A 22,363-nucleotide genomic window follows, 5' to 3' on the forward strand; every position below is an offset into this window, starting at 1 on the left:
TTATTGGTCGAATTGTAACGCCGTTTTGGTTTTTAACGAATCGGACAGGGTTGCATGCGGCCGCTTGGATGGTGGTAACAAGCAGTCATGGATGAACTGTGGAAAGTCCGGGCTTATGTGATTAAGTTGGCGCTTGCAGTCAGGTGGCAAAACAAGAAACAACAATCACTTATTAAAAGGAAAAATATCATGAGTATCTTATTGCCCAGCATCGACGAGAGTATGCGCTTTTTTGAAACGGTAAGGCTTGCGCCCGTCAGTGTTGCTGATTTATCTGCAGGTGCACCAAGAAGTTCCCGTTTAACGGCTATGGCTGAAAAGTCGGAGAGTCAGTCAGTTGCCCAGGCAGACGTATTATTAGCCAACGAGAATCCCGCCATTATCGGCTTTGCCGATAATTTGGACGGAGATACAAAACACGCGGCGGCGGACAGTATTCATTTTGCTGAACGTGTTGCCACTTTCAAGTTTGACAAGAACACGCAGCCCCTCGAGTGGCACGAACTGTACAGTGATGCAATGAGGCATTGCGGATGGACGATGACCAGCAATAAATATCAGGAACTTACGACTTCAGAAACAAGTCTGACGATGGATTCCATCGTTCTGGAAATTGTCCAGGCGGTGGCAGGCCGAAATGCTCCGGCGATGCTTGATTTATTGTTAGGCGTCTTTGATCGGGTGCGATCCGACGAGGAGCTGGTAAATCTTTTTGATAGCACCAGTGCAAAAGGTGCGGATAAGGACTTCAGAATCGTACCCTGCATCCAATCCCCAGGGGGAACTCCGATAACGGCTTTCCTGGCGGTCGACTGCACTCTCTCTTCAAGCCAAGGCGGGGCTTGGTTCTGGAAATGGAAAGTGTCGAGGCTTCAAATGAAGCGCGTGGCTACGATGGCCGAGCTCAATATGCGCATACATGATCGGAACAGGGACCTGATCTATCAGAAGCTGGATAAGAGCTCTGACGAGTTTTTCAATAGTATCGAGTTATAAGCGCTCACCGGGTTGTTCGAATGAGCAACCCATCTTGGAAGGTGGTCTGTCATGTTGAATGAGGAAATACTGCTGCTTCCGGAAGGGCTGTTGTCTATTTCGCAAGGCGTGCCAAAGGAGTGGCGGCAGAAGTTGAAATATGCGTTGCTCTATTCCCATCTGTACGCACGCTCCAGCGGTGACAAGTTTGATGCTTTGGGGAAATGGCGCTCAGGTTATTCCCGCGTCATGGGAAATCTGGAATGGGCGACCATGGCGAATAAAGCGTCCAGTTTCGAGCCGAAGGACGAGGCTGTCATTGTGCTGAGCGACTTGCTCAGGGAAAAATTGATATCGGATTTCCAACCGCAAGAGTTGGCGCAGCTTGATCGACTGATCGCCAATGTTGAGGCGGCGCCGGGTTCAGAGCCGCCGGGTGCTGCGATCAGGGAGCAGTTGCTTTCACCCGTTCAGTCGCTGAACAACTCCGATACGACTATTTTCGTGCATATCAGCCTGATAGGCGTCGGCCCCGTTGTTTATACGGTATCTGTGAGGTTTCGGACCTCGCAAGGTGTTGATGAGCTTTTTTTCCAGCAGCGTTTCGCAGGCAAGCATGTAGTGGGACAGGTCAGTGTGGCTGTTTCCAAAAGACAACTCAGCACAGCCCGTTACGAAGGAAACGGTATTGAACAAAAGGTGAGGCGCGGCCTGCCGGCCAACGCGGACTCATTGCTCGTCGAGCTTTCTTCAGCAGGCGATCCAAAGCCTCATGCTCTGCCAGCATGATCGCTCTGGCTCTGGGCGACCCGATCCTGGAACAGTTTTAACGAACTCGTCAGTGCGTGCCCGGACTGCCGCGCCTCTTCCTCCAGCCATTTGAAAAGCGCTCGTACTGGTGGATGGCGTTCCCGGCCCGGAACGCATAAGGCGCTGTAGCCCGCGCCGTTGACTTGGACGTGCGGGCGGTAAGCGACCAACAAACCGCTGGCGACGCTTTCGGAGACCAGGACGTTGCTCGCCAGTACCAGGCCTTGCCCGGCGATTGCCGCTTGCAGGGCGTAATGTTCCTCGTCGTATTCGCGTATGCAGGGCTGGTGGGTCAGCCAGGTTTCTCCCGCTTGCGCGCACCAGGCGTCCCAGCCATGGGCATACAGCTTGGTGTTGTGCCATCGCACACTGATCAGCGTCGTCGGTTGCCGGGTCGCCAGAGCGGCTATTTGCTCAGGTGACCCGTATACGCCGAAGGATTCGTCGAACAGGCACAGGCCATACAGGTTTGAATAGTTGTCCAGGCTGTAGCGCACCACCATGTCCACGCTGGCGTCCTGATGCAGGTCGATGACTTCGCAATGGGTGTCCAGCCTTACGTTGATGTTCGGATGGCGCGCATAGAACCGGCCCAGGCGTGGCACCAGCCATAAGGCGGCAAATGCGGCCGTGGTGGAAATCGTCAGGTGGCTGGTGCTGCGTTGTGGGCGCAAGGAGTCCACGCTTTGCGCGACTTCCAGCAAGGCGCCGTGAAGGCTATGGAACAAGCGTTGCCCGCCTTCGGTGAGTCGTACCTGGCGGGGCAATCGTTCGAACAACGACAAGCCCAGCCAGGTTTCCAGCGCGCGGATCTGATGGGAAACCGCCGTCGGTGTGACCGAAAGCTCCTGGGCCGCCGCCTTGAAACTGAGCAGCCGTGCGGCGGATTCAAAGGCGCGCAGGGCATTGAGGGGCAAGGTGGCAAACATCGGTAATCTCCAATGAATGAGAAAAACTCATCCAGGTGCATTAACGCTCATTTGAGTGAAAACGGATCTGAGCTTCAAGCTGAAAGCCACAGACAGTTCCGATTGTAGTCACAGATGAGGCGTTATAGATGAGCAATATTCTTGTAGTGCAGGGCAGCCCTCGCGGTGAGCGGTCCCATTCCCGGCGTCTGGCAGAAACTTTCATAAGCGCCTGGCAGGACGTCAATCCACAGTCCCAAGCGACCCGCCGCGAAGTCGGCCGAACGGTCATTGCGCCAGTCAACGAAGCCTTTATCGCGGCAGCGTTCCACCCCGAGCCGCAGGCACGGCCGCTGACAATGCGGGCCGACCTGGCCTTGAGCGACACCTTGGTGGCGGAGCTGATGGCCCACGAGCGGCTGGTGATCTCCGCGCCCATGCATAACTTCGGCGTGCCCAGCGGGATAAAAGCGTGGATCGACCAGATCGTGCGCATCGGCCTGACGTTCAATCACAGCCTGGATAACGGCGTCTCGCAATACGAACCGCTGGTGTTGGGCAAGAAGGCTTTGATCGTGACCAGTCGTGGCGATTTTGGCTTTGGCCCCGGTGGCCAACTGGAGGCCATGAACCACGCCGACACGTGGCTGCGTACCGTCCTGGGATTTATCGGCATCAGCGATGTGACGGTGGTGGCCGCCGAAGGAGAAGAGTCGGCGGAGCACAGCTTTGCCCGTTCCTATGCCGAGGCCGAGCAGCGGTTGTTGGCGCTGGCGCGGACATTTTGAGTGGCAGCAGGCTTGGTCCTGGATTCAGCGCGGGCTGAAGTGACCCGGGTGTCATAGACTGGTCATCATCGATATCGATGCTGACCACTTTTGATCTCAAGGATGTCGCCATGTCGCAGCGCTGCGCCACTCGCTACCCGCTGGTACTGGTCCCGGGCATGCTCGGTTTCATTCGCCTGGTGCTGTATCCGTACTGGTATGGCATCGTCGCGGCGCTGCGCCGAGGCGGAGCGGTGGTGGTTGCGGTGAAGGTCTCGCCGCTGCATTCCTCGGAAGTGCGTGGCGAGCAGCTTTTGGCGCGGATCGAGGAAATCCTGCGCGACACCGGCGCGCAGAAGGTCAACCTGATCGGCCACAGCCAGGGCGCTCTCACTGCTCGCTACGCCGCAGCCAGGCGCCCGGACCTGGTCGCGTCAGTCACCTCGGTGGCCGGCACCAACCACGGTTCCGAACTGGCGGATTACCTGCACACCCATTACCCGGCCGACAGCGCCAAAGGACGATTGCTGAGCGCCTTGTTGCGGTTGATCAACGCCATGATGAGCTTGCTGGACAGCGGGTATCACGGGCCAAGACTGCCGGTCGACATTCAAGCCTCCCATGCCTCGCTGACAACCGCCGGGGTAGCGCTGTTCAACGAGCGTTATCCACAGGGGTTGCCACAGACCTGGGGCGGGCAGGGGCCGGAAGAAGTCGGTGGCGTGCGCTATTACTCCTGGTCCGGGACCTTGCAGCCGGGCAAGACCGATAAAGGGCGCAACCTGTTCGACGGGACGAACCGCAGTTGCCGGTTGTTTGCTCGCACCTTCGTGCGCGAGGCGGGGCAGTGCGACGGGATGGTCGGACGCTACAGCTCGCACTTGGGCACGGTCATCCGCGATGACTACCCGCTGGACCATTTCGACATCGTCAATCAGTCGCTGGGGTTGGTGGGCAAGGGCGCGGAACCCATTCGCTTGTTTGTCGAGCATGCCGAACGATTGAAGTCAGCCGGCGTTTAGCCGCCGGACTGCATTAGCGACTTCAGCGCGAGCAGCGACGCGAGAGTCGATCTGGAAAGGTGTAACGGGCTTTGTCTACACTGCACCTCATCGCCGTCCTCCTCGGGCGGCAACCAGGAGAAACACCATGAAGATGCTGCGCCTGCCATTGTTGATGATCGGTTTGCTGCTGTGTTCCCAGGGCTTCGCCGCCACGGCCCAACAGACCAAGATGACTACCTGCAATGCCGACGCGACTGCCAAGGCCCTCAAGGGGGACGAACGCAAAGCTTTCATGAGCAACTGCCTGAAGGCCACTCCGGTCGCCGCCGAACCGAGCACGCCGCAGGAACGCATGAAGACCTGCAACGCCACGGCCACCACCCAGGCCTTGAAGGGCGATGCTCGCAAGACCTTCATGAGCGAATGCCTGAAGAAAAAATAACGCCTTGGATTTTTCTACGCCCCTGAGGCAAAAAAACACCTGAACCCCGACCAAGGTCGGCCGATACAATGCCTAGTGCTGCCAGCGGAACGCTGGCAGACTGCCGATCCTTTCACGCTCGTTTTGTTCTGGGGCTGTATGCCAACGTTTTCTCAGCGTCATGTGTTGTTGGTGATCAGTTGGGTGATCATTTTTGGTGGGTTGTTGCTGGTGCTGCCGCTGCGCCTGTTGCCGAGCCTGTTGGCCGGGTTGCTGGTGTTCGAGCTGGTCAACATGCTCACGCCGCAGCTGCAACGGTTGATCGAAGGCCGGCGCGCCCGTTGGGTAGCGGTGGCGCTGCTGGGGACGCTGGTGGTCAGTGTACTGAGCCTGATTTTCGCCGGTGCCTTCAGCTTCCTGCTGCATGAAGCGGAAAACCCTGGCGCTTCCCTGGATAAATTCATGGGCGTGGTGGACCGCGCCCGAGGGCAATTGCCGCCCTTCATCGACGCGTATCTGCCGGCCAGCGCCGCCGAGTTCCGGGTGGCGATCGGTGACTGGATGAGCAAGCACCTGAGCGACTTGCAGCTGGTGGGCAAGGACGCGGCCCATATGTTTGTCACGCTGCTGATCGGCATGGTGCTGGGCGCCATCGTCGCCTTGCAGCGCATCCCCGACCTGACCAAGCGCAAGCCCTTGGCCGCCGCGCTGTTCGATCGGCTGAACCTGCTGGTCAAGGCGTTTCGCAACATCGTATTTGCGCAGATCAAGATCTCCCTGCTCAACACCTTCTTCACTGGGATTTTCCTGGCGGTGGTACTGCCGCTGTTCGGCATCCAGCTGCCGTTGACCAAGACCCTGATCGTGATGACGTTCCTGCTGGGGCTGCTGCCGGTCATCGGCAACCTGATGTCCAATACGCTGATCACCATCGTCGCCTTGTCGCTGTCGATCTGGGTGGCGATGGCGGCGCTGGGCTACCTGATCGTGATCCACAAGCTCGAGTATTTCCTCAATGCCCGTATCGTCGGCGGACAGATCAGCGCCAAGTCTTGGGAATTGCTCATGGCGATGCTGGTGTTCGAAGCCGCATTCGGCCTGCCGGGGGTGGTGGCGGGGCCGATTTATTATGCGTATCTCAAGAGTGAGTTGAAGCAGGTGGGGATGGTTTGATCCCATAGGCGCGGCGCCTGGACTGACCTCACAGCGAGCAGGCGCCTCGGTACTGCATCAGCCCTGCGTCCCATACCGCTTCATCGCCTCGATCGCCAACCCGCTGCCAATACTGCCGAAGATATTGCCTTCCACATGCCGCGCCTGGGGCAGCATGGCCGAGACGCTGTTGCGCAGCGCCGGGATGCCACTGGAGCCGCCGGTGAAAAACACGGTATCGACCTGATCGACGCGCACGTTGGCATCGTTGAGCAATTGCGTGACGCTGCCGCGCACCCGCTCCAGCAAGCCGTCGATCGCCGATTCGAACAGGGCTCGGCTCAGGTCCACGCTCAGGCCCGGCTCGATGCGGTCCAGCGCGACATGGCGTTGGTCGGCGTGGGTCAGCTGGATCTTGGTTTCCTCCACTTCCATCGCCAACCAGTGCCCGGCACGCTGGTCGATCAGCTTGAACAGCCGGTCGATGCCGCCGGTGTCTTCGATGTCGTAGCGCATGCTGCCCAGGGCCAGGGTCGATTTTTGCGAGTAGACCGCGTTGATGGTGTGCCAGGTCGCCAGATTCATGTGGTGGCTGGTGGGCATGTAGGCGCCGCTTTTCATCCGGCTGCCGTAGCCAAACAGCGGCATCAAGCCTTGCAGGCTGAGTTGTTTGTCGAAGTCGGTCCCGCCGATGTGCACGCCACCGGTGGCGAGGATGTCGGCGTGACGGTTGTCGTGGGTGCGACGTTCGGGGGACAGGCGCACCAGGGAAAAGTCCGAGGTACCGCCGCCAATGTCAACGATCAGCACCAGCTCTTCTTTTTCGATGGTCGATTCATAATCGAAGGCTGCCGCAATGGGCTCGTACTGGAAGGAGACTTCCTTGAAACCAATGGCTCGGGCGACGTCCACCAAGGTGTTTTCCGCTTCCTGGTCAGCCATTTCATCGTCGTCGACGAAAAACACCGGACGACCCAGCACTACTTCTTCGAATTCCCGACCGGCGGTGGCTTCGGCACGTTTCTTCAACTGGCCGATGAACAACCCCAGCAGATCCTTGAAGGGCATCGCCGTGCCGAGCACGCTGGTGTCCTGCTTGATAAGCTTGGAGCCCAACAGGCTCTTGAGCGAACGCATCAGCCGGCCTTCATAGCCTTCCAGGTATTCGTGCAGCGCCAGGCGACCGTACACCGGGCGACGCTCCTCGAAATTGAAGAAGACCACCGAGGGCAGGGTGATCTTGTCGTCCTCCAGCGCGATCAACGTTTCCATGCCGGGGCGCAGCCAGCCGACAGTGGAGTTGGACGTGCCGAAGTCGATGCCGCAGGCACGGGCCGGGGATGCGTTTTTCATGTCTTTCGGGTTCCAGTTGAAAAAACGGCCGCGCAGTGTATGTCAGTGCGAGGCGGATTCGTAGGCCGGTTATCCGCTAATTCGCAAACAGCGGCCTTGAAAGACGACTCGACACCCCCAAACTTGCTGGCATGGGTCCGGTAGCACAGGGCGGTACAAGAACCGCTGCCGGCTGCCGATAAACTTCTGATGCACCGTCCGGTCACAACCTTGAGGCCGGTCAACCGGTGTCCGGACATCCGGGCATGCCGTGCGTGGCGGTGCGACATCGATAACGGATGGTAACGCTTAGATGGACTTCAAAGACTATTACAAGATTCTGGGTGTGGAGCCGACGGCGGACGACAGCACGATCAAGGCTGCCTACCGCAAGCTGGCGCGCAGATATCACCCGGACGTGAGTAAAGAAAAAGACGCCGAGACCAAGTTCAAGGACGTCTCCGAAGCGTACGAAGCATTGAAAAGCGCCGAAAAACGTGCGGAGTACGACGAGCTGCGCCGTTACGGCCAGCACGGCCAGCCTTTCCAAGGGCCGCCGGGTTGGCAGAGTCGCGGCGGCTTTGGGGGCCAGGACACGGGTGACTTCTCGGACTTCTTCAGTTCGATCTTTGGTAATCGCGGGCCGGGTTTCGGTGGCGGACAATCAGGTCGCAGCGCCGGCCGGCGAGGGCAAGACGTGGAAATGGAATTACCGATCTTCCTGGAAGAGACCCTGTCGAACGAGTCGAAGAAGGTCACCTTCCAGGTGCCTCAGTACAACGCCGCGGGCCAGCACGTCAGCAATACCAGCAAAAGCCTGAACGTGAAGATTCCATTGGGCGTGACCGATGGCGAACGTATCCGCCTGAAAGGCCAGGGTGCGCCCGGTATCGGTGGTGGCGCCAATGGTGACTTGTACCTGACCATTCGCTTCGCCCCGCATCCCAAGTTCGACGTCGAGGGCCAGGACCTGATCATCACCTTGCCGCTGGCGCCGTGGGAACTGGCGCTGGGCACCGAAGTGGCGGTGCCGACCCTCACCGGCAAGATCAACCTCAAGATCCCGGCGGGCAGCCAGAATGGCCAGCGCATGCGCGCCAAGGGTCACGGCTTGCGTAACAAGGCCGGCGAGCGAGGCTACCTGTTCGTGCAGCTCAAGGCGGTGATGCCGAAGGCCAGCGACGAATCAGTCAAGGCCTTGTGGGCTGAACTGGCGAAGAAAGCCGCGTTCGATCCACGAGAGAATTTCTGACCGCTGCGGACTTGGGCAACCGCCCGTTAAAGCATTGGGAGAAGCAGATCATGAACAACCCGATCGTTGAACTGAACCTGGTGGATTTCTGCGAGGCCGCTGCGTTGCAGGATATCCATGTCATCGAAATCGTCCGGCATGGCATCCTCGAGCCTCACGGTGCGGCACCGACGGACTGGCGCTTTACCGATTACGAACTGATCCTGGCCAAGCGTGCCGCCAAGTTGCGCCGCGAGTTGGAGCTGGAATGGGAAGGGGTCGCCCTGGCGCTGGACCTGCTGGAAGAGGTCCAGCAACTGCGAAGCGAAAACCGCATGCTCAAGCAGCGGCTGGGGCGGTTGGTGGAGTGACACGCGTTCTCTGGGCCGACTGCATTTGTGGCGAGGGAGCTTGCTCCCGCTGGGCCGGTCCGACGCTTCGGGCGCAGCGGCCGCGCTTTTTTGCGGCTGCTACGCAACCGAGCGGGAGCAAGCGCCCTCGTCACAGGTTCTGCGCTCGGTCAGGTATCTCCTTTCATCAAAACAGAAAATACCGCTGCGCCATCGGCAGCACATCAGCCGGCTCGCACCACAACAACACCCCATCGGCCTTGACCTGATAGGTCTGCGGATCGACATCGATGTTCGGCAGGTAGTCGTTGTGGATCAGGTCAGTCTTCTGCACATCGCGGCAACCCTTTACCACGGCGATTTTCTTCTTCAGCCCTAGCTGTTCCGGCAACCCAGCCTCGGCGGCGGCCTGGCTGATGAAGGTCAGGCTGGTGGCATGCCGCGAGCCGCCAAAGCTGGCGAACATCGGCCGGTAGTGCACGGGTTGCGGCGTCGGAATCGAAGCGTTGGCGTCACCCATCAGGCTGGCGGCAATCGCCCCGCCCTTGAGAATCAGCGTCGGCTTGACACCAAAGAACGCCGGGCGCCAAAGCACCAGGTCGGCCCATTTCCCGACTTCGACGGAGCCCACTTCATGGCTGATGCCGTGGGTGATCGCTGGGTTGATGGTGTACTTGGCGATGTAGCGCTTGATGCGGAAATTGTCGTTGCCTTCGCCATCGCCGGGCAGGGCGCCGCGTTGCTTCTTCATCTTGTCGGCGGTCTGCCAGGTGCGGGTGATGACTTCACCGACGCGGCCCATCGCCTGACTGTCGGAACTGATCATCGAGAAGGCGCCGAGGTCGTGGAGGATGTCTTCGGCGGCGATGGTTTCGCGACGGATGCGGCTTTCGGCGAAGGCCACGTCTTCGGCGATGCTCGGGTCGAGGTGATGGCAGACCATCAACATGTCCAGGTGCTCGTCGATGGTATTGCGGGTGAACGGCCGGGTCGGGTTGGTCGAACTGGGCAACACGTTAGGGAAGCCGCAAGCCTTGATGATGTCCGGCGCATGGCCGCCACCGGCGCCTTCGGTGTGGTAGGTGTGGATGGTGCGGCCCTTGAACGCGGCCAGGGTGGTTTCGACGAAGCCGGATTCGTTGAGGGTGTCGGTGTGGATCGCCACCTGTACGTCATATTGGTCGGCGACGCTCAGGCAGTTGTCGATGGCCGCCGGCGTGGTGCCCCAGTCTTCGTGCAGCTTGAGGCCGATGGCGCCGGCCTTGACCTGTTCGATCAATGGTTCCGGCAAGCTGGCGTTGCCCTTGCCGGTGAAACCGATGTTCATCGCGAACGCGTCGGCGGCCTGGAGCATGCGCGCCAGATGCCACGGGCCGGAGGTGCAGGTGGTGGCGTTGGTCCCGGTGGCCGGGCCCGTGCCGCCGCCGATCATGGTGGTGACGCCACTCATCAGCGCCTCTTCGATCTGCTGCGGGCAGATGAAATGGATGTGGGTGTCGATACCCCCCGCCGTGAGGATCATGCCTTCGCCGGCGATCACTTCGGTGCTGGCGCCGATGGCGATGGTCACATCGGGCTGGATGTCCGGGTTGCCGGCCTTGCCGATGGCGGCGATGCGCCCGTCCTTGAGGCCGACATCAGCCTTGACGATGCCCCAGTGATCAATGATCAGCGCGTTGGTGATCAGCGTGTCGACGACCTCGGCGGCCAGCAGCTGGCTCTGGCCCATGCCGTCGCGAATCACTTTGCCACCGCCGAACTTCACTTCTTCGCCGTAGGTGGTGAAGTCCTTTTCCACTTCGATCCACAGCTCGGTGTCGGCCAGACGGACCTTGTCGCCGACGGTGGGGCCGAACATGTCGGCGTAGGCTTGTCTCGAAATCTTCATGTGCTTTCCTGATCGTTCCCACGCTCTGCGTGGGAATGCCGCCATGGACGCTCTGCGTCCGCTTGTGTGACGCGGAGCGTCACGGGATGCATTCCCACGCAGAGCGTGGGAACGAGCTGACGCTTAGTCCAGGTCGCCCATGACCCGCCCGGCAAACCCGAACACCCTGCGATGCCCGGCCAGATCCACCAGCTCCACCTCGCGGCTCTGGCCCGGCTCGAAACGCACGGCGGTGCCGGCCGGGATGTTCAGGCGCATGCCACGGCTGGCGGCGCGGTCGAAGGCCAGGGCGTCGTTGGTTTCGAAAAAGTGATAGTGCGAGCCGACCTGGATCGGCCGATCACCGCTGTTGGCGACTTTCAGCGTAAGGGTGCGGCGGCCGACGTTGAGCTCGATGTCGCCGGGCGCGATCTGGTACTGACCTGGGATCATTGCGGTTGCCCCAAAATTTTGTAGTAGATGGCGGTCGGGGTGTAGGTCCCGTCTGGGCTCTGGCAGTAGTCGGGCAGTTCACCGACGCGGGTGTAGCCCATGGCGCGGTAGAACGCCTCGGCCTCGGAACCGGCCTCGGTGTCGAGGTACAGCAGGCCACGCTTGTGCTGGCGGGCACCGAGCTCCAGGGCGTTCATCAATTGTTGGCCCAGGCCGCGGCGACGGGCGTCGCCACGTACCAGCAGCTTTTGCACTTCGGCGCGGTTCAGGCCGTTGGGTTTCTGGCACAGGGCGAGCTGGACGCTGGCCTGCACCTGCTCGTCCTTGACCACCACCCAAAGCAGCAGATCACCCTGGTCGAGGCTGGCCTGGACCTCGTCGAAATAGGCGCGGGCCTGGTCGGCATCGAGGTCGGCCATGAACCCCACACTGGCGCCATAGCCCACGGCGTCGAGCAGCAGATCAATCAAGCCTTGGCGGTAATGCGCGAAGCTTTCAACGTGGACTCGTCGCAACTGGGCGGCGTTCATCGGTATCACTCCTTGTCGATGGCGGGCGGTTGGGCCCCGGGGTTGAGGACCAACTGCATGAAGGTCAGGTCCAGCCAGCGGCCAAACTTGGTACCCACCTGGGGCATCTGCCCGGTAATAGTGAAACCCGCGCGTTCGTGCAGGCGAATCGAGGCCGCGTTGCCGCTCTCGATGGCGGCGACCATCACGTGTTTACCGCAGGCCTTGGCGCGTTCGATCAGGGCCAACATCAATAATGGGCCGAGGCCATGACCGCGTTGATCGTGGCGGACGTAGACCGAATGCTCGACGGTGTGGCGGAAACCGTCGAAGGGCCGCCAGTCACCGAACGAGGCATAGCCGAGCACGTTTTCCTCGGTATCGACGACCACCAATACAGGGTAGCCCTGGGCTCGCCGGGCGCTGAACCAGGCCTGGCGATTACCCAGGTCCACGGCCTGTTCGTTCCAGATCGCCGTGGTGTTGAGCACGGCATCGTTGTAGATATCGCGGATTGCCGGCAGGTCGGCAGGTTGCGCGTCACGAATGTGATAAGTCATGCCGCGACCTCAGGCGATGGGTTGGTGGACGGTGACCAGTTTGGTGCCGTCGGGAAACGTCGCTTCGACCTGGATCTCCGGGATCATTTCCGGGATGCCTTCCATCACCTGCTCGCGGCTCAGCAGCGTGGTGCCGTAATGCATCAGCTCAGCCACGGTCCGGCCGTCACGGGCGCCTTCGAGCAGCGCGGCGGAAATATAGGCCATGGCTTCCGGGTAGTTGAGCTTCACACCTCGGGCCAGGCGCCGTTCGGCGACCAGGCCGGCGGTGAAGATCAGCAGCTTGTCTTTTTCGCGTGGGGTCAGGTCCATGTGCAATCCAAGTAGGGCAGATAAGTAAGTTCGGGCTGGATACAGATCCCTTGTGAAGAAAGAGTCAGGTACTCCAGATTCTTGGCGGCATGGCCTCTCTTCCCAACAGCGCTGGCCTGAGCAAACGCCACAATTCGATCAACCATCCCCGCGCGAGCAGCGCCTCGCTCGCCAGGCAGCGAGCCACGAGCAGGCCGGGTAATTGCGTCAGGTCGCCGCGCACGGCATGGCCCAGGGATCGGCATTGCTCCAGCAGTTCGCCGTCGATCTCGCCAGTGACTAATAACGTGGCAAATACCGGATCGCCACCCAGCCCGATGGGCGAGTCGAGCAAGCCGTCGTCGCCGACGATGCGCTGGCGCTCGTGCCACAACAACTGGCCGTCGCGGCGGATGTCCAGGCGCGATTGAAAATGCCCGAGATCGAAGCGCTCGTGACTGGCCGGCCGGCCGAGGGCAACCATGTCCCAGTAGAACAACCGGGCGTCACCCTGCAGGTCGATTTCGGTGCTGAGTTCCGCCTGGGCCGCGCTGAACACGATGGTTTCCTGAGGCAGCCATTCCAGGGTTGCGCCGGGCGCCACGCTCAGCTTCAGTTGCTGGTACGCCGGGCCGGCGGCGCGGTACCACTTGGCCGCGCCGGGGCTCGTCAGTTGCGCCCAGGCACCGGCGCCGACGTGGGCCGAGATGTCCAGCCGATCGCCGCCGGCAATCCCGCCGGGCGGGTGAACGATGATGTGCTGGCACACCTCGGGCCCCTCGGCATACAAATGCTTTTGCACCCGCAGCGGGCCGATGTGGCGACGCTGGACCGGGCGTGTGCACTCGCCGAATCGGGCATAGCCCAATTCCAGCTCGGCGTGCCAGCTGGGGGTGAACAAGGCTGAGGGCGAGACAGGTAGATTCATGATTTCTGATTATTGTCGTGACGCTACAGACTAGATGGTAACCAGCCCGCGCACACCCTCGGCTTCCATATTTTCTCCGCGCCCTTGCTGCACGATCTCGCCCCGGGACATCACCAGGTATTGATCGGCCAGCTCGGCGGCGAAGTCGTAGAACTGCTCCACCAGCAGGATTGCCATGTCGCCCCGGGCCGCGAGTTTCTTGATCACCACGCCAATTTCCTTGATCACCGAAGGCTGGATGCCTTCGGTGGGTTCGTCGAGAATCAGCAGGCGCGGACGGCTGGCCAAGGCCCGGCCAATGGCGAGCTGCTGTTGCTGGCCGCCGGACAAGTCGCCGCCACGGCGTTGCTTCATTTGCAGCAGTACCGGGAACAATTCGTAGATGAACGCAGGCACTTCCTTGGCCTCTGAACCGGGAAAGCGCGACAGGCCCATCAGCAGGTTTTCTTCCACCGTCAGCCGACCGAAAATTTCCCGGCCCTGAGGCACGTAGGCAATGCCTGCGTGGACGCGTTGGTGCGGCTTGAAGGTGGTGATGGCCTTGCCTTCCCAATTCACCGCGCCTTCCTTGGCCGGCAACAGGCCCATCAGGCATTTGAGCAGGGTGGTCTTGCCCACGCCGTTGCGCCCCAACAGGCAGGTCACCTCGCCGACCTTGGCGTCGAACGACAGGCCCCGCAGGATGTGGCTACCGCCGTAGTATTGGTGCAGCTTGTCGACTTGCAGCATGTTCCAGATTCTCCTCGATGATCGTTCCCACGCTCTGCGTGGGAATGCATTCTGTGACGCTCTGCGTCACCATTGCGCAGGTGTGAATCCGGCGCAAACCAAGGGACGCGGAGCGTCCCAGGCGGCGTTACCACGCAGAGCGTGGGAACGATCAAAACCAACTCCTATCGCCTCAGCGACCGAGATACACCTCGATCACTCGCTCATCGGCCTGCACCTGTTCCAGCGACCCTTCGGCCAGCACGCTGCCTTGGTGCAGCACGGTGACGTGGTCGGCAATCGCGCCGACGAAGCCCATGTCGTGCTCCACCACCATCAGCGAATGCTTGCCCGCCAGGGACTTGAACAGCTCGGCGGTAAACTCGGTCTCGGCGTCGGTCATGCCCGCCACCGGTTCGTCGAGCAGCAGCAGTTGCGGGTCCTGGACCAACAGCATGCCGATCTCCAGGAATTGTTTCTGGCCATGGGACAAGAGACCGGCGGCGCGATTGACCGAGGTGGTGAGGCGAATGGTCTCGAGCACTTGGCTGATGCGGTCGTGCTGCTCGCCGTTCAGTTTTGCCCGCAGGCTGGCCCACACCGATTTGTCGGTCTTGAGCGCCAGCTCCAGGTTCTCGAACACGCTCAGGGCTTCGAATACCGTGGGCTTCTGGAACTTGCGCCCGATGCCGGCCTGGGCGATCTGCACTTCGCTCATGGTCGTCAGGTCGAGGGTTTCGCCGAACCAGGCCTTGCCATGGCTGGGGCGGGTCTTGCCGGTGATCACGTCCATCAGGGTGGTCTTGCCGGCACCGTTGGGGCCGATGATGCAGCGCAATTCGCCGACGCCGATGTACAGGTTCAAATCGTTCAAGGCCTTGAAACCATCGAAACTGACGCTGATGTCTTCCAGGGTCAGGATGGTGCCGTGGCGGGTGTTCAGGCCCACGCCGGCCGCCTGGCCAAGGCCGATGGCGTCGCGGCTGCTGCCTTGGTCTTTGTTGGGCTCAAGGATCGGTTCGAGCATGAAATCGGCTGTCGGGGTGATTCTCATTGTTCGCCTCTCTTCTTCAGCAAGCCGATCACACCTTTAGGCAGATACAGGGTCACGACGATGAACAATGCACCGAGGAAGAACAGCCAATATTCAGGAAACGCCACGGTGAACCAGCTCTTCATGCCGTTCACCACACCGGCGCCCAGCAACGGCCCAATCAACGTGCCGCGCCCGCCAAGGGCGACCCACACAGCGGCTTCGATGGAGTTGGTCGGCGACATCTCGCTGGGGTTGATGATGCCAACCTGCGGCACGTACAGCGCACCCGCCAAGCCGCACAACATTGCGCTCAACACCCAGACGAACAGCTTGAAGCCACGGGGATCGTAGCCGCAGAACATCAGGCGGTTTTCCGCGTCGCGCAGGGCGGTCAATACCCGACCGAACTTGCTGCGGGCCAGGCGCCAGCCGATGAACAGGCTCGCCACCAGCAACAGCACCGTGGCAAAAAACAGCACCGCCCGGGTGCCCGGCTCGGTGATGCCAAAGCCTAGGATCGAGCGGAAATTGGTGAAGCCGTTGTTGCCGCCAAACCCGGTTTCGTTGCGGAAAAACAGCAGCATCCCGGCGAAGGTCAGGGCCTGGGTCATGATCGAGAAATACACGCCCTTGATCCGCGAGCGGAAGGCGAAGAAGCCGAACACCAGCGCGAGCAAACCCGGCGCCAGCACCACCAGGCACATCGCCCAGAGGAAACTGTCGGTGCCGGCCCAGTACCAGGGCAGTTCAGTCCACGACAGGAAAGTCATGAACGCCGGCAAGCCATCGCCAGCGGCTTGGCGCATCAGGTACATGCCCATGGCATAGCCGCCCAGGGCGAAGAACAGGCCATGGCCGAGGGAGAGCAAGCCGGCGTAGCCCCAGACCAGGTCCAGCGCCAGGGCGACGATGGCGTAGCAGAGAATCTTGCCCACCAGGGTCAAGGTGTAGGCCGAGACGTGCAGCGGGTTGTCCGCCGCCAACAGCGACAGCAACGGCAGGCTCAGCAGCACGGCGAGGATCAGCGCGCCGACGGCGAGGGTGACTTTGGGGCCGGCCTTTTGCGTGGCCGTGAGCATCAGGGGCTGGTTCATCAGTCGATTACCCGTCCTTTGAGCGCGAAGAGGCCTTGCGGACGCTTCTGGATGAACAGAATGATCAGCGCGAGGATCAGGATTTTGCCAAGCACGGCGCCGATCTGCGGTTCGAGAATCTTGTTGGCGATGCCCAGGCCGAACGCGGCGAACACACTGCCGGCCAACTGGCCGACGCCGCCGAGCACCACCACCAGGAACGAGTCGATGATGTAGCTCTGGCCCAGGTCCGGGCCGACGTTGCCGATTTGGCTCAGGGCCACGCCACCGAGCCCGGCGATGCCCGAGCCGAGGCCGAAGGCGAGCATGTCTACGCGGCCGGTGGGCACGCCGCAGCAGGCGGCCATGTTGCGGTTCTGGGTCACGGCGCGCACGTTCAGGCCCAGGCGTGTCTTGTTCAGCAGCAGCCAGGTCAGCACCACCACGAACAGGGCGAAGGCGATGATCACGATGCGGTTGTACGGCAGCACCAGGTTCGGCAACACCTGGATCCCGCCCGATAGCCAGGCCGGGTTGGCGACTTCGACGTTCTGCGCACCGAACACCAGGCGCACCAATTGGATCAGCATCAGGCTGATGCCCCAGGTGGCGAGCAGGGTTTCCAGCGGACGCCCATAGAGATGACGGATCACCGTGCGTTCCAGGGCCATGCCGATGGCTGCAGTGATGAAGAATGCCACCGGCAGGGCGATCAACGGGTAGAACTCGATGGCGTTCGGAGCGAAGCGCTGGAACAGCATCTGCACCACATAAGTGGAATACGCGCCGAGCATCAGCATCTCGCCGTGGGCCATGTTGATCACCCCCAGCAGGCCGAAGGTAATCGCCAGGCCGAGGGCGGCGAGCAGCAGGATCGAACCCAGGGACATGCCGCTGAAGGCTTGGCCCAACAGTTCGCCGATCAGCAGTTTGCGCTTGACCTGGCCGAGGCTGGTTTCAGCCGCGGTGCGCACGGCGGTATCGGTTTCGACGCCGGGTTCGAGCAAGCCTTCGAGGCGGGTGCGGGCCAGCGGATCGCCGGTTTCCCCCAGCAGCCGGACAGCGGCCAGGCGCACGGAGGGGTTGGCGTCAACCAGTTGCAGGTTCGCCAGGGCCAGGCTCAGGGCGGCGTGTACGTCTTCGTCCTGCTCGCCGGCCAGTTGCCGGTCGAGGAAGGCCAGTTGCGCCGGGCGGGCGCTTTTTTGCAGTTGCTGCGCGGCGCCCAGGCGTACGCCGGCATCGACGGCGAGCAACTGGTGGCTGGCGAGGGCGGTTTCGATGAGCCCACGCAAGCGGTTGTTCAGGCGCAGGGTTTTGGGTTGGCCGTCGACGGTCAACTGGCCTTGCTGCAAGGCATTGATCAACTCGACGCGTGCCGGGTCGGGCTGCGCGGCCCAGGTTTCCAGCAGCTTTGCCTGCTGGGCCGGGTTGGCGGCGACGAAGTCTTCGGCGTCGCCGGCGTGGGCTCCCAGTGGTAACAGCAGCACCAGGGCGAGGATGAGGCGGTAAAGGGCGTTGGGCATATGCTTGGCCTTGCGTGTTTGATCGTTCCCACGCTCCGCGTGGGAACGCAGCCCGGGACGCTCCGCGTCCCATGGTGGACGCAGAGCGTCCGGTGAGGCATTCCCACGCAGAGCGTGGGAACGATCAGCAGGGTTAGGGGCTTTTTCCCGGGCTCAGTTGCTCTTCACCGCATAGTCAGGCTTCTTGTCGTTGCCGGAAATGAACGGGCTCCAAGGTTGCGCGCGGATCGGCCCTTCGGTCTGCCAGACCACGTTGAACTGGCCGTCGGCCTGGATCTCGCCGATCATCACTGGCTTGTGCAGGTGGTGGTTGGTCTTGTCCATGGTCAGGGTGTAGCCCGACGGTGCGGCAAAGGTCTGGCCGGCCAGGGCTTCGCGGACTTTATCGACATCGGTGGACTTGGCTTTTTCCACCGCTTGGGCCCACATGTGGATACCCACGTACGTGGCCTCCATCGGGTCGTTGGTCACGGCTTTGTCGGCGCCCGGCAGGTTCTTCGCCTTGGCGTAGGCCTTCCAGGCGTCGACGAATTTCTTGTTCGCCGGGTTATCCACGGATTCGAAGTAGTTCCACGCCGCCAGGTTGCCCACCAGCGGCTTGGTGTCGATGCCGCGCAGTTCCTCTTCGCCCACCGAGAACGCCACGACTGGCACGTCGGTGGCCTTCAGGCCCTGGTTCGCCAGTTCTTTGTAGAACGGCACGTTGGAGTCGCCATTGACCGTGGAGATGACCGCAGTCTTGCCGCCGGCCGAGAACTTTTTGATGTTGGCGACGATGGTCTGGTAATCGCTGTGGCCGAACGGGGTGTAGACCTCTTCAATGTCCTTGTCCGCCACGCCTTTGGAGTGCAGGAACGAACGCAGGATTTTGTTGGTGGTGCGCGGGTAGACATAGTCGGTGCCGAGCAGGAAGTAGCGCTTGGCGCTGCCGCCTTCTTCGCTCATCAGGTATTCCACCGCCGGAATCGCCTGCTGGTTCGGCGCGGCGCCGGTGTAGAACACGTTCGGCGACATTTCTTCGCCTTCGTATTGCACCGGGTAGAACAGCAGGCCGTTGAGTTCTTCGAACACCGGCAACACCGATTTGCGCGACACCGAGGTCCAGCAGCCGAACACCACGGCGACCTTGTCCTGGGTCAGCAACTGCCGGCCCTTTTCGGCGAACAGCGGCCAGTTCGACGCCGGGTCCACGACCACCGCCTCAAGCTTCTTGCCGTTCACACCACCCTTGGCATTGATCTCGTCGATGGTCATCAGCGCCATGTCCTTGAGGGACGTCTCGGAGATCGCCATGGTGCCGGACAGCGAATGCAGGATGCCGACCTTGATGGTCTCGGCGGCCTGGACGGTCCAGGCCATGCCCATCGCGGCAATGCTCGCCGAGAGTGTAAAAGCCTTGATCAAGCTACGACGCTTCATGGTGCGATCTCCGTGGTCTTGGTATTTTTCTGGATGGCAGATGCAGACGCTGAAGGCGCTTTTGCAAGGGGTGTGCCCGGTCGGGGAAAGGCTTGGAAATGCGGGGTTGGCTGGGGATGCGTGGGAGCGGATGCACCATGAGTGAACGAGATGCGGGGGCTGGTGCGAGGAGGTGCGCCACATTAGTGCGAGGGATGCAATTCCCATGGGCTCCAGTTCAATTGTGGCGAGGGGATTTATCGCCGGCGCATCAGGCCGATAAAGAACAGTCCACCGATAGCTGCGGTAGCGACTCCAATCGGCAAGTCCTCCGGCGCGATCAGCGTGCGGGCCGCCACGTCCACCCACACCAGGAACAGGCTGCCGAGCAGTACGCAGGCTGGCAGCAGCCGACGATGCTCGGCACCCACCAGGCGTCGCGCGATGTGCGGGACCATCAGCCCGACGAAACCAATCGAGCCGCTGATGGAGACCAGCACGCCGGTCATCAATGACGCGATCAGGAAGATCCACAACCGCACCTTCGCCGCGTTCAGCCCCAGCGTCACGGCGGTCTGCTCGCCCGCCATCAGCGCGTTCAACGGGCGGGCCATGCCCAGCAGCAACACCAGTCCCAGCACCACACTGGCCGCCGGCACGGCCAGCAGTTCCCAGCGCGCCAGGCCCAAGCCGCCGAGCATCCAGAACATCACCGCTGAACTGGCGCGATGATCACCAAGGAACAACAGCAAGTTGGCCGCCGCCATCATCACGAACGACACCGCGACGCCGCACAGCAGCAGGCGATCACTTTCCAGGCGACCCTGGCGGGCGGCGATGGCCAACACCAGCAACATGCTCAGCAATGCGCCGATAAACGCGGCGAGGGGCAAGGTGAGCAGGCCGATGATTTCGCCGACATGCAGCACCACGATGACCGCACCCAGGGTCGCGCCGGACGTCACGCCGAGAAGATGCGGATCGGCGAGCGGATTGCGCGTGACCGCTTGCAGCACCGCACCGATCAACGCCAGCCCCGCGCCCACCAGGGCGCCAAGCAGCAGGCGCGGTACGCGGATCAGCCAGACGATGTGCTCCTGCCCCGGCGTCCAATGGACATCGCCCACGCCGAAAGCCTTGTTCAACAGAATGTCCCAGACCACGCCCACCGGCAGCCGCGCGGGCCCGAAGCCCAGGGACACCACGCACGACACGAGCAGCATCACGCCGAGCAAGATCAACAGCGCGCCATAGCGACGAGTGTTCATTGGCGGTGCAGACCCTTCGCCAGGGTTTGCACCGCCAGCACATTATCGATGCCTGGCGTGGCCTGTACGTAGGGAATCACGATGAAGCGCCGATGCTTGATCGCATCCACCGAGTGCAGTGCCGGATTATCCAAAAGGAATTGCTGCTTCTGCTCGGCGGTGGTTTCGCCATAGTCGACGATCACAATCACCTCGGGGTTGCGCTCCACCACGTTCTCCCAGTTGACCCGGGTCCAACTGGTTTCCACGTCGTCGAGGATGTTGCGCCCGCCCGCTGCGTCGATCAGCGCCTGGGGCATACCCAGTCGCCCGGATGTCATCGCTCGATCCTCGCCGCTGTCGTAGAGGAATACCCTAGGTCGCTCGGACGGCAGGTGTTGGCGGACTTCGGCCACCTGGGCCTGCATCGTCGCGATCAGCGCATCGGCGCGATCCTGCACGTCGAAGATCTTCCCGAGGTTGCGCAGGTCGTTGTAGGTGTCCTCCAGCGTGGCCGCCCGGCGCTTCATCACGAATGCACAGGATTCGGTCAGTTCGTAGACATTGATGCCCAGCGGCTGCAGGGTTTGCGGCGTCAGATCCCCACCCACCCGCATGCCGTAGTCCCAACCGGCGAAGAAGAAGTCGACGTTGGCATTGAGCAACGTTTCCACCGAGGGATACTTGGCGGCCAGTTCCGGCAGGCCATCGAGGATCTTCGCCATGTCCGACGTTACCGATTTCCAGCCACTGATGCCGCTGTAGCCGACCATGCGCGGCTTGAGGCCCAAGGCGAGCATCATCTGGGTCATGTTGATGTCATGGCTGACAGCGTGCCGGGGCGCCTCGTTGAACACCACTTGGCGGTTGCAACTCTGGATCGTCAACGGGTAGCGAGTGGCTTCGGCCAACGCATGGGCACTGCCCAGCAGCAAGGGCAGCAACAGCAGGGAACGCAAGATCATGGTTGGGTTATCCAAGTGATTCGTGGGTAGCCGGCCAGTGGATGTTCGTCCACCAGCGCGTCAACGCCGAACACCTCACGCAGCAGTGCGCTGGTCAGGACGTCCTTGGGCGTGCCGCTGGCGACGATCCGTCCGTGTTCGATCACATACAGGCGATCGCAGAACGCGGCGGCCAGGTTCAGGTCGTGAATGCTGGCGAGGGTGCCGATACCCAGGCGTTTGATCAATTGCAGCAATTGCAGTTGATAACGAGGGTCGAGGTGATTGGTCGGTTCATCAAGAATCAACAACTGCGGTTGTTGGGCCAGTGCCCGGGCGAGGATTACCCGCTGTTTTTCTCCGCCTGACAGGGTCGAGAATGCATGATCGCCAAAGCCATCGAGTCCCGCCGATTGCAAAGCCTGGAGCACCAGGCACCGGTCTTCGTGATTGTCGCCGTCGAACAGACCCTTGTGGGGCGTGCGGCCCATGGCGACCACTTCCTCGACCGTCAGGCCAAAGGCGTCGGGAAACTCCTGCAACACCACGGCGATGCGTTGGGCGCACCAGCGCGAGGACTGTTTCCAGAGGTTGTGGTGCTCGAGTTTCACCTCGCCATGTTCCGGTCGACTGAAGCGATAGGCGCAGCGCAACAGGCTGGTCTTGCCGCTGCCGTTGGGACCGATCAACCCGACAAACTCTCCGGCCGCCACCTGCAACGTGGCGTCGCGCAGCTGGAACTGGTGATGGCAGTGGCCATGGCCCAAGGGCGTCCAGGCGAGATGGGAGAGGGTCAGCGAGGTCATGCATGCACTCAGGATTTGGTTTGGAACATATCGGGCTGTGTTCATCGTTGGAAAGCGGCGCGATTGTAGA

General features: G+C 61.5%; 24 protein-coding genes. 8 read left to right on the forward strand and 16 right to left on the reverse strand.

The window, feature by feature from the left end:
* The first annotated feature begins 87 nt into the window (after positions 1–87).
* Both HU742_RS20135 and HU742_RS20140 read left to right on the forward strand, forming a co-directional pair.
* On the forward strand, positions 88–996 hold the full coding sequence (locus HU742_RS20135) for a hypothetical protein (RefSeq protein WP_186638555.1): 909 nt from the start codon (positions 88–90) through the stop codon (positions 994–996).
* A 51-nt stretch (positions 997–1,047) separates the two neighbouring features.
* Positions 1,048–1,764: a hypothetical protein gene (locus HU742_RS20140; protein ID WP_186638556.1), complete on the forward strand. Its 717-nt coding sequence runs from the start codon at positions 1,048–1,050 to the stop codon at positions 1,762–1,764.
* Here the strand turns inward: HU742_RS20140 and HU742_RS20145 are convergent.
* Entirely contained in the window at positions 1,746–2,714 is a 969-nt protein-coding gene (locus HU742_RS20145) for a LysR substrate-binding domain-containing protein (protein ID WP_186638558.1), read from the reverse strand. The genes HU742_RS20140 and HU742_RS20145 overlap by 19 nt on opposite strands.
* A gap of 128 nt (positions 2,715–2,842) precedes the next feature.
* On the opposite strand from HU742_RS20145, the gene HU742_RS20150 reads away from it, so the two are divergent.
* The 4 genes from HU742_RS20150 to HU742_RS20165 all read left to right on the forward strand — a co-directional run bounded on the left by HU742_RS20150 (position 2,843) and on the right by HU742_RS20165 (position 6,058).
* Positions 2,843–3,481, forward strand: coding sequence for an FMN-dependent NADH-azoreductase (locus HU742_RS20150; protein ID WP_186638561.1), 639 nt, complete (start codon positions 2,843–2,845; stop codon positions 3,479–3,481).
* A 110-nt stretch (positions 3,482–3,591) separates the two neighbouring features.
* The gene (locus HU742_RS20155; RefSeq protein WP_186638562.1) at positions 3,592–4,482 is read left to right on the forward strand and encodes an esterase/lipase family protein; all 891 of its coding nucleotides are present in this window, start codon (positions 3,592–3,594) and stop codon (positions 4,480–4,482) included.
* Between the two features lie 127 nt (positions 4,483–4,609).
* On the forward strand, positions 4,610–4,906 hold the full coding sequence (locus HU742_RS20160; RefSeq protein ID WP_186644334.1) for a PsiF family protein: 297 nt from the start codon (positions 4,610–4,612) through the stop codon (positions 4,904–4,906).
* 138 nt (positions 4,907–5,044) lie between these two features.
* Positions 5,045–6,058, forward strand: a complete 1,014-nt coding sequence (locus HU742_RS20165) for an AI-2E family transporter (protein WP_186610775.1) — start codon at positions 5,045–5,047, stop codon at positions 6,056–6,058.
* 57 nt (positions 6,059–6,115) lie between these two features.
* Here HU742_RS20165 and HU742_RS20170 read toward each other — a convergent pair whose 3' ends face one another.
* Entirely contained in the window at positions 6,116–7,390 is a 1,275-nt protein-coding gene (locus tag HU742_RS20170; RefSeq protein ID WP_186638563.1) for an Hsp70 family protein, read from the reverse strand.
* A gap of 292 nt (positions 7,391–7,682) precedes the next feature.
* Here HU742_RS20170 and HU742_RS20175 point away from each other — a divergent pair, with 292 nt between their 5' ends.
* Positions 7,683–8,621 (forward strand): DnaJ C-terminal domain-containing protein, encoded by a 939-nt coding sequence (locus HU742_RS20175; RefSeq protein ID WP_186638565.1) that lies wholly within the window; start codon positions 7,683–7,685, stop codon positions 8,619–8,621.
* 50 nt (positions 8,622–8,671) lie between these two features.
* Complete coding sequence (locus tag HU742_RS20180) at positions 8,672–8,971, forward strand: chaperone modulator CbpM (RefSeq protein WP_186638566.1); 300 nt, start codon at positions 8,672–8,674, stop codon at positions 8,969–8,971.
* A gap of 166 nt (positions 8,972–9,137) precedes the next feature.
* Here the strand turns inward: HU742_RS20180 and ureC are convergent, their stop codons facing one another.
* From ureC to HU742_RS20250, 14 genes are all read right to left on the reverse strand, one after another.
* Positions 9,138–10,838, reverse strand: a complete 1,701-nt coding sequence (ureC, locus tag HU742_RS20185; protein WP_186638567.1) for an urease subunit alpha — start codon at positions 10,836–10,838, stop codon at positions 9,138–9,140.
* Positions 10,839–10,961: 123 nt separating this feature from the next.
* Complete coding sequence (locus HU742_RS20190) at positions 10,962–11,270, reverse strand: urease subunit beta (RefSeq protein ID WP_186638568.1); 309 nt, start codon at positions 11,268–11,270, stop codon at positions 10,962–10,964.
* Positions 11,267–11,800 (reverse strand): GNAT family N-acetyltransferase, encoded by a 534-nt coding sequence (locus tag HU742_RS20195; RefSeq protein WP_186644333.1) that lies wholly within the window; start codon positions 11,798–11,800, stop codon positions 11,267–11,269. The genes HU742_RS20190 and HU742_RS20195 overlap by 4 nt, the downstream gene beginning before the upstream one ends.
* A 5-nt stretch (positions 11,801–11,805) precedes the next feature.
* Complete coding sequence (locus HU742_RS20200) at positions 11,806–12,339, reverse strand: GNAT family N-acetyltransferase (protein WP_186644332.1); 534 nt, start codon at positions 12,337–12,339, stop codon at positions 11,806–11,808.
* Positions 12,340–12,348: 9 nt separating this feature from the next.
* On the reverse strand, positions 12,349–12,651 hold the full coding sequence (gene ureA / locus HU742_RS20205) for an urease subunit gamma (protein WP_074873350.1): 303 nt from the start codon (positions 12,649–12,651) through the stop codon (positions 12,349–12,351).
* Between the two features lie 64 nt (positions 12,652–12,715).
* Complete coding sequence (locus HU742_RS20210; protein ID WP_186644331.1) at positions 12,716–13,558, reverse strand: urease accessory protein UreD; 843 nt, start codon at positions 13,556–13,558, stop codon at positions 12,716–12,718.
* 30 nt (positions 13,559–13,588) lie between these two features.
* Entirely contained in the window at positions 13,589–14,287 is a 699-nt protein-coding gene (urtE, locus tag HU742_RS20215; RefSeq protein WP_018611889.1) for an urea ABC transporter ATP-binding subunit UrtE, read from the reverse strand.
* 172 nt (positions 14,288–14,459) lie between these two features.
* Positions 14,460–15,320 (reverse strand): urea ABC transporter ATP-binding protein UrtD, encoded by an 861-nt coding sequence (gene urtD / locus HU742_RS20220; protein ID WP_186638574.1) that lies wholly within the window; start codon positions 15,318–15,320, stop codon positions 14,460–14,462.
* Entirely contained in the window at positions 15,317–16,396 is a 1,080-nt protein-coding gene (gene urtC, locus HU742_RS20225; RefSeq protein WP_186644329.1) for an urea ABC transporter permease subunit UrtC, read from the reverse strand. The genes urtD and urtC overlap by 4 nt, the downstream gene beginning before the upstream one ends.
* Positions 16,396–17,898 (reverse strand): urea ABC transporter permease subunit UrtB, encoded by a 1,503-nt coding sequence (gene urtB / locus HU742_RS20230; RefSeq protein WP_186644328.1) that lies wholly within the window; start codon positions 17,896–17,898, stop codon positions 16,396–16,398. Before urtB ends, urtC begins: the two co-directional genes overlap by 1 nt.
* A gap of 153 nt (positions 17,899–18,051) precedes the next feature.
* A complete protein-coding gene (gene urtA / locus HU742_RS20235) occupies positions 18,052–19,317 on the reverse strand; it encodes an urea ABC transporter substrate-binding protein (protein ID WP_186638585.1) in 1,266 nt (421 codons plus the stop codon).
* Between the two features lie 236 nt (positions 19,318–19,553).
* Entirely contained in the window at positions 19,554–20,564 is a 1,011-nt protein-coding gene (locus HU742_RS20240) for a FecCD family ABC transporter permease (RefSeq protein ID WP_186638587.1), read from the reverse strand.
* Entirely contained in the window at positions 20,561–21,508 is a 948-nt protein-coding gene (locus tag HU742_RS20245) for an ABC transporter substrate-binding protein (RefSeq protein WP_186644327.1), read from the reverse strand. The genes HU742_RS20240 and HU742_RS20245 overlap by 4 nt, the downstream gene beginning before the upstream one ends.
* Positions 21,505–22,293, reverse strand: a complete 789-nt coding sequence (locus HU742_RS20250) for an ABC transporter ATP-binding protein (protein ID WP_186638591.1) — start codon at positions 22,291–22,293, stop codon at positions 21,505–21,507. Before HU742_RS20250 ends, HU742_RS20245 begins: the two co-directional genes overlap by 4 nt.
* Positions 22,294–22,363: the final 70 nt, after the last annotated feature.

This window comes from Pseudomonas marvdashtae (genome assembly GCF_014268655.2).
In the GTDB taxonomy this organism is placed as follows: domain Bacteria; phylum Pseudomonadota; class Gammaproteobacteria; order Pseudomonadales; family Pseudomonadaceae; genus Aquipseudomonas; species Aquipseudomonas marvdashtae.

Excerpts from the sequence above, each read along its gene's own strand:
- urtC (WP_186644329.1), bottom strand. The coding sequence starts at position 16,396 with ATGAACCAGCCCCTGATGCTCACGGCCACGCAAAAGGCCGGCCCCAAA.
- urtA (WP_186638585.1), bottom strand. The coding sequence starts at position 19,317 with ATGAAGCGTCGTAGCTTGATCAAGGCTTTTACACTCTCGGCGAGCATT.
- HU742_RS20195 (WP_186644333.1), bottom strand. The coding sequence starts at position 11,800 with ATGAACGCCGCCCAGTTGCGACGAGTCCACGTTGAAAGCTTCGCGCAT.
- HU742_RS20180 (WP_186638566.1), top strand. The coding sequence starts at position 8,672 with ATGAACAACCCGATCGTTGAACTGAACCTGGTGGATTTCTGCGAGGCC.
- HU742_RS20210 (WP_186644331.1), bottom strand. The coding sequence starts at position 13,558 with ATGAATCTACCTGTCTCGCCCTCAGCCTTGTTCACCCCCAGCTGGCAC.
- urtD (WP_186638574.1), bottom strand. The coding sequence starts at position 15,320 with ATGAGAATCACCCCGACAGCCGATTTCATGCTCGAACCGATCCTTGAG.
- HU742_RS20145 (WP_186638558.1), bottom strand. The coding sequence starts at position 2,714 with ATGTTTGCCACCTTGCCCCTCAATGCCCTGCGCGCCTTTGAATCCGCC.
- HU742_RS20170 (WP_186638563.1), bottom strand. The coding sequence starts at position 7,390 with ATGAAAAACGCATCCCCGGCCCGTGCCTGCGGCATCGACTTCGGCACG.
- HU742_RS20155 (WP_186638562.1), top strand. The coding sequence starts at position 3,592 with ATGTCGCAGCGCTGCGCCACTCGCTACCCGCTGGTACTGGTCCCGGGC.
- HU742_RS20200 (WP_186644332.1), bottom strand. The coding sequence starts at position 12,339 with ATGACTTATCACATTCGTGACGCGCAACCTGCCGACCTGCCGGCAATC.
- urtE (WP_018611889.1), bottom strand. The coding sequence starts at position 14,287 with ATGCTGCAAGTCGACAAGCTGCACCAATACTACGGCGGTAGCCACATC.
- HU742_RS20140 (WP_186638556.1), top strand. The coding sequence starts at position 1,048 with ATGTTGAATGAGGAAATACTGCTGCTTCCGGAAGGGCTGTTGTCTATT.
- HU742_RS20240 (WP_186638587.1), bottom strand. The coding sequence starts at position 20,564 with ATGAACACTCGTCGCTATGGCGCGCTGTTGATCTTGCTCGGCGTGATG.
- HU742_RS20165 (WP_186610775.1), top strand. The coding sequence starts at position 5,045 with ATGCCAACGTTTTCTCAGCGTCATGTGTTGTTGGTGATCAGTTGGGTG.
- HU742_RS20160 (WP_186644334.1), top strand. The coding sequence starts at position 4,610 with ATGAAGATGCTGCGCCTGCCATTGTTGATGATCGGTTTGCTGCTGTGT.
- urtB (WP_186644328.1), bottom strand. The coding sequence starts at position 17,898 with ATGCCCAACGCCCTTTACCGCCTCATCCTCGCCCTGGTGCTGCTGTTA.
- ureA (WP_074873350.1), bottom strand. The coding sequence starts at position 12,651 with ATGGACCTGACCCCACGCGAAAAAGACAAGCTGCTGATCTTCACCGCC.
- HU742_RS20190 (WP_186638568.1), bottom strand. The coding sequence starts at position 11,270 with ATGATCCCAGGTCAGTACCAGATCGCGCCCGGCGACATCGAGCTCAAC.
- HU742_RS20150 (WP_186638561.1), top strand. The coding sequence starts at position 2,843 with ATGAGCAATATTCTTGTAGTGCAGGGCAGCCCTCGCGGTGAGCGGTCC.
- HU742_RS20135 (WP_186638555.1), top strand. The coding sequence starts at position 88 with ATGGATGAACTGTGGAAAGTCCGGGCTTATGTGATTAAGTTGGCGCTT.
- HU742_RS20175 (WP_186638565.1), top strand. The coding sequence starts at position 7,683 with ATGGACTTCAAAGACTATTACAAGATTCTGGGTGTGGAGCCGACGGCG.
- HU742_RS20250 (WP_186638591.1), bottom strand. The coding sequence starts at position 22,293 with ATGACCTCGCTGACCCTCTCCCATCTCGCCTGGACGCCCTTGGGCCAT.
- HU742_RS20245 (WP_186644327.1), bottom strand. The coding sequence starts at position 21,508 with ATGATCTTGCGTTCCCTGCTGTTGCTGCCCTTGCTGCTGGGCAGTGCC.
- ureC (WP_186638567.1), bottom strand. The coding sequence starts at position 10,838 with ATGAAGATTTCGAGACAAGCCTACGCCGACATGTTCGGCCCCACCGTC.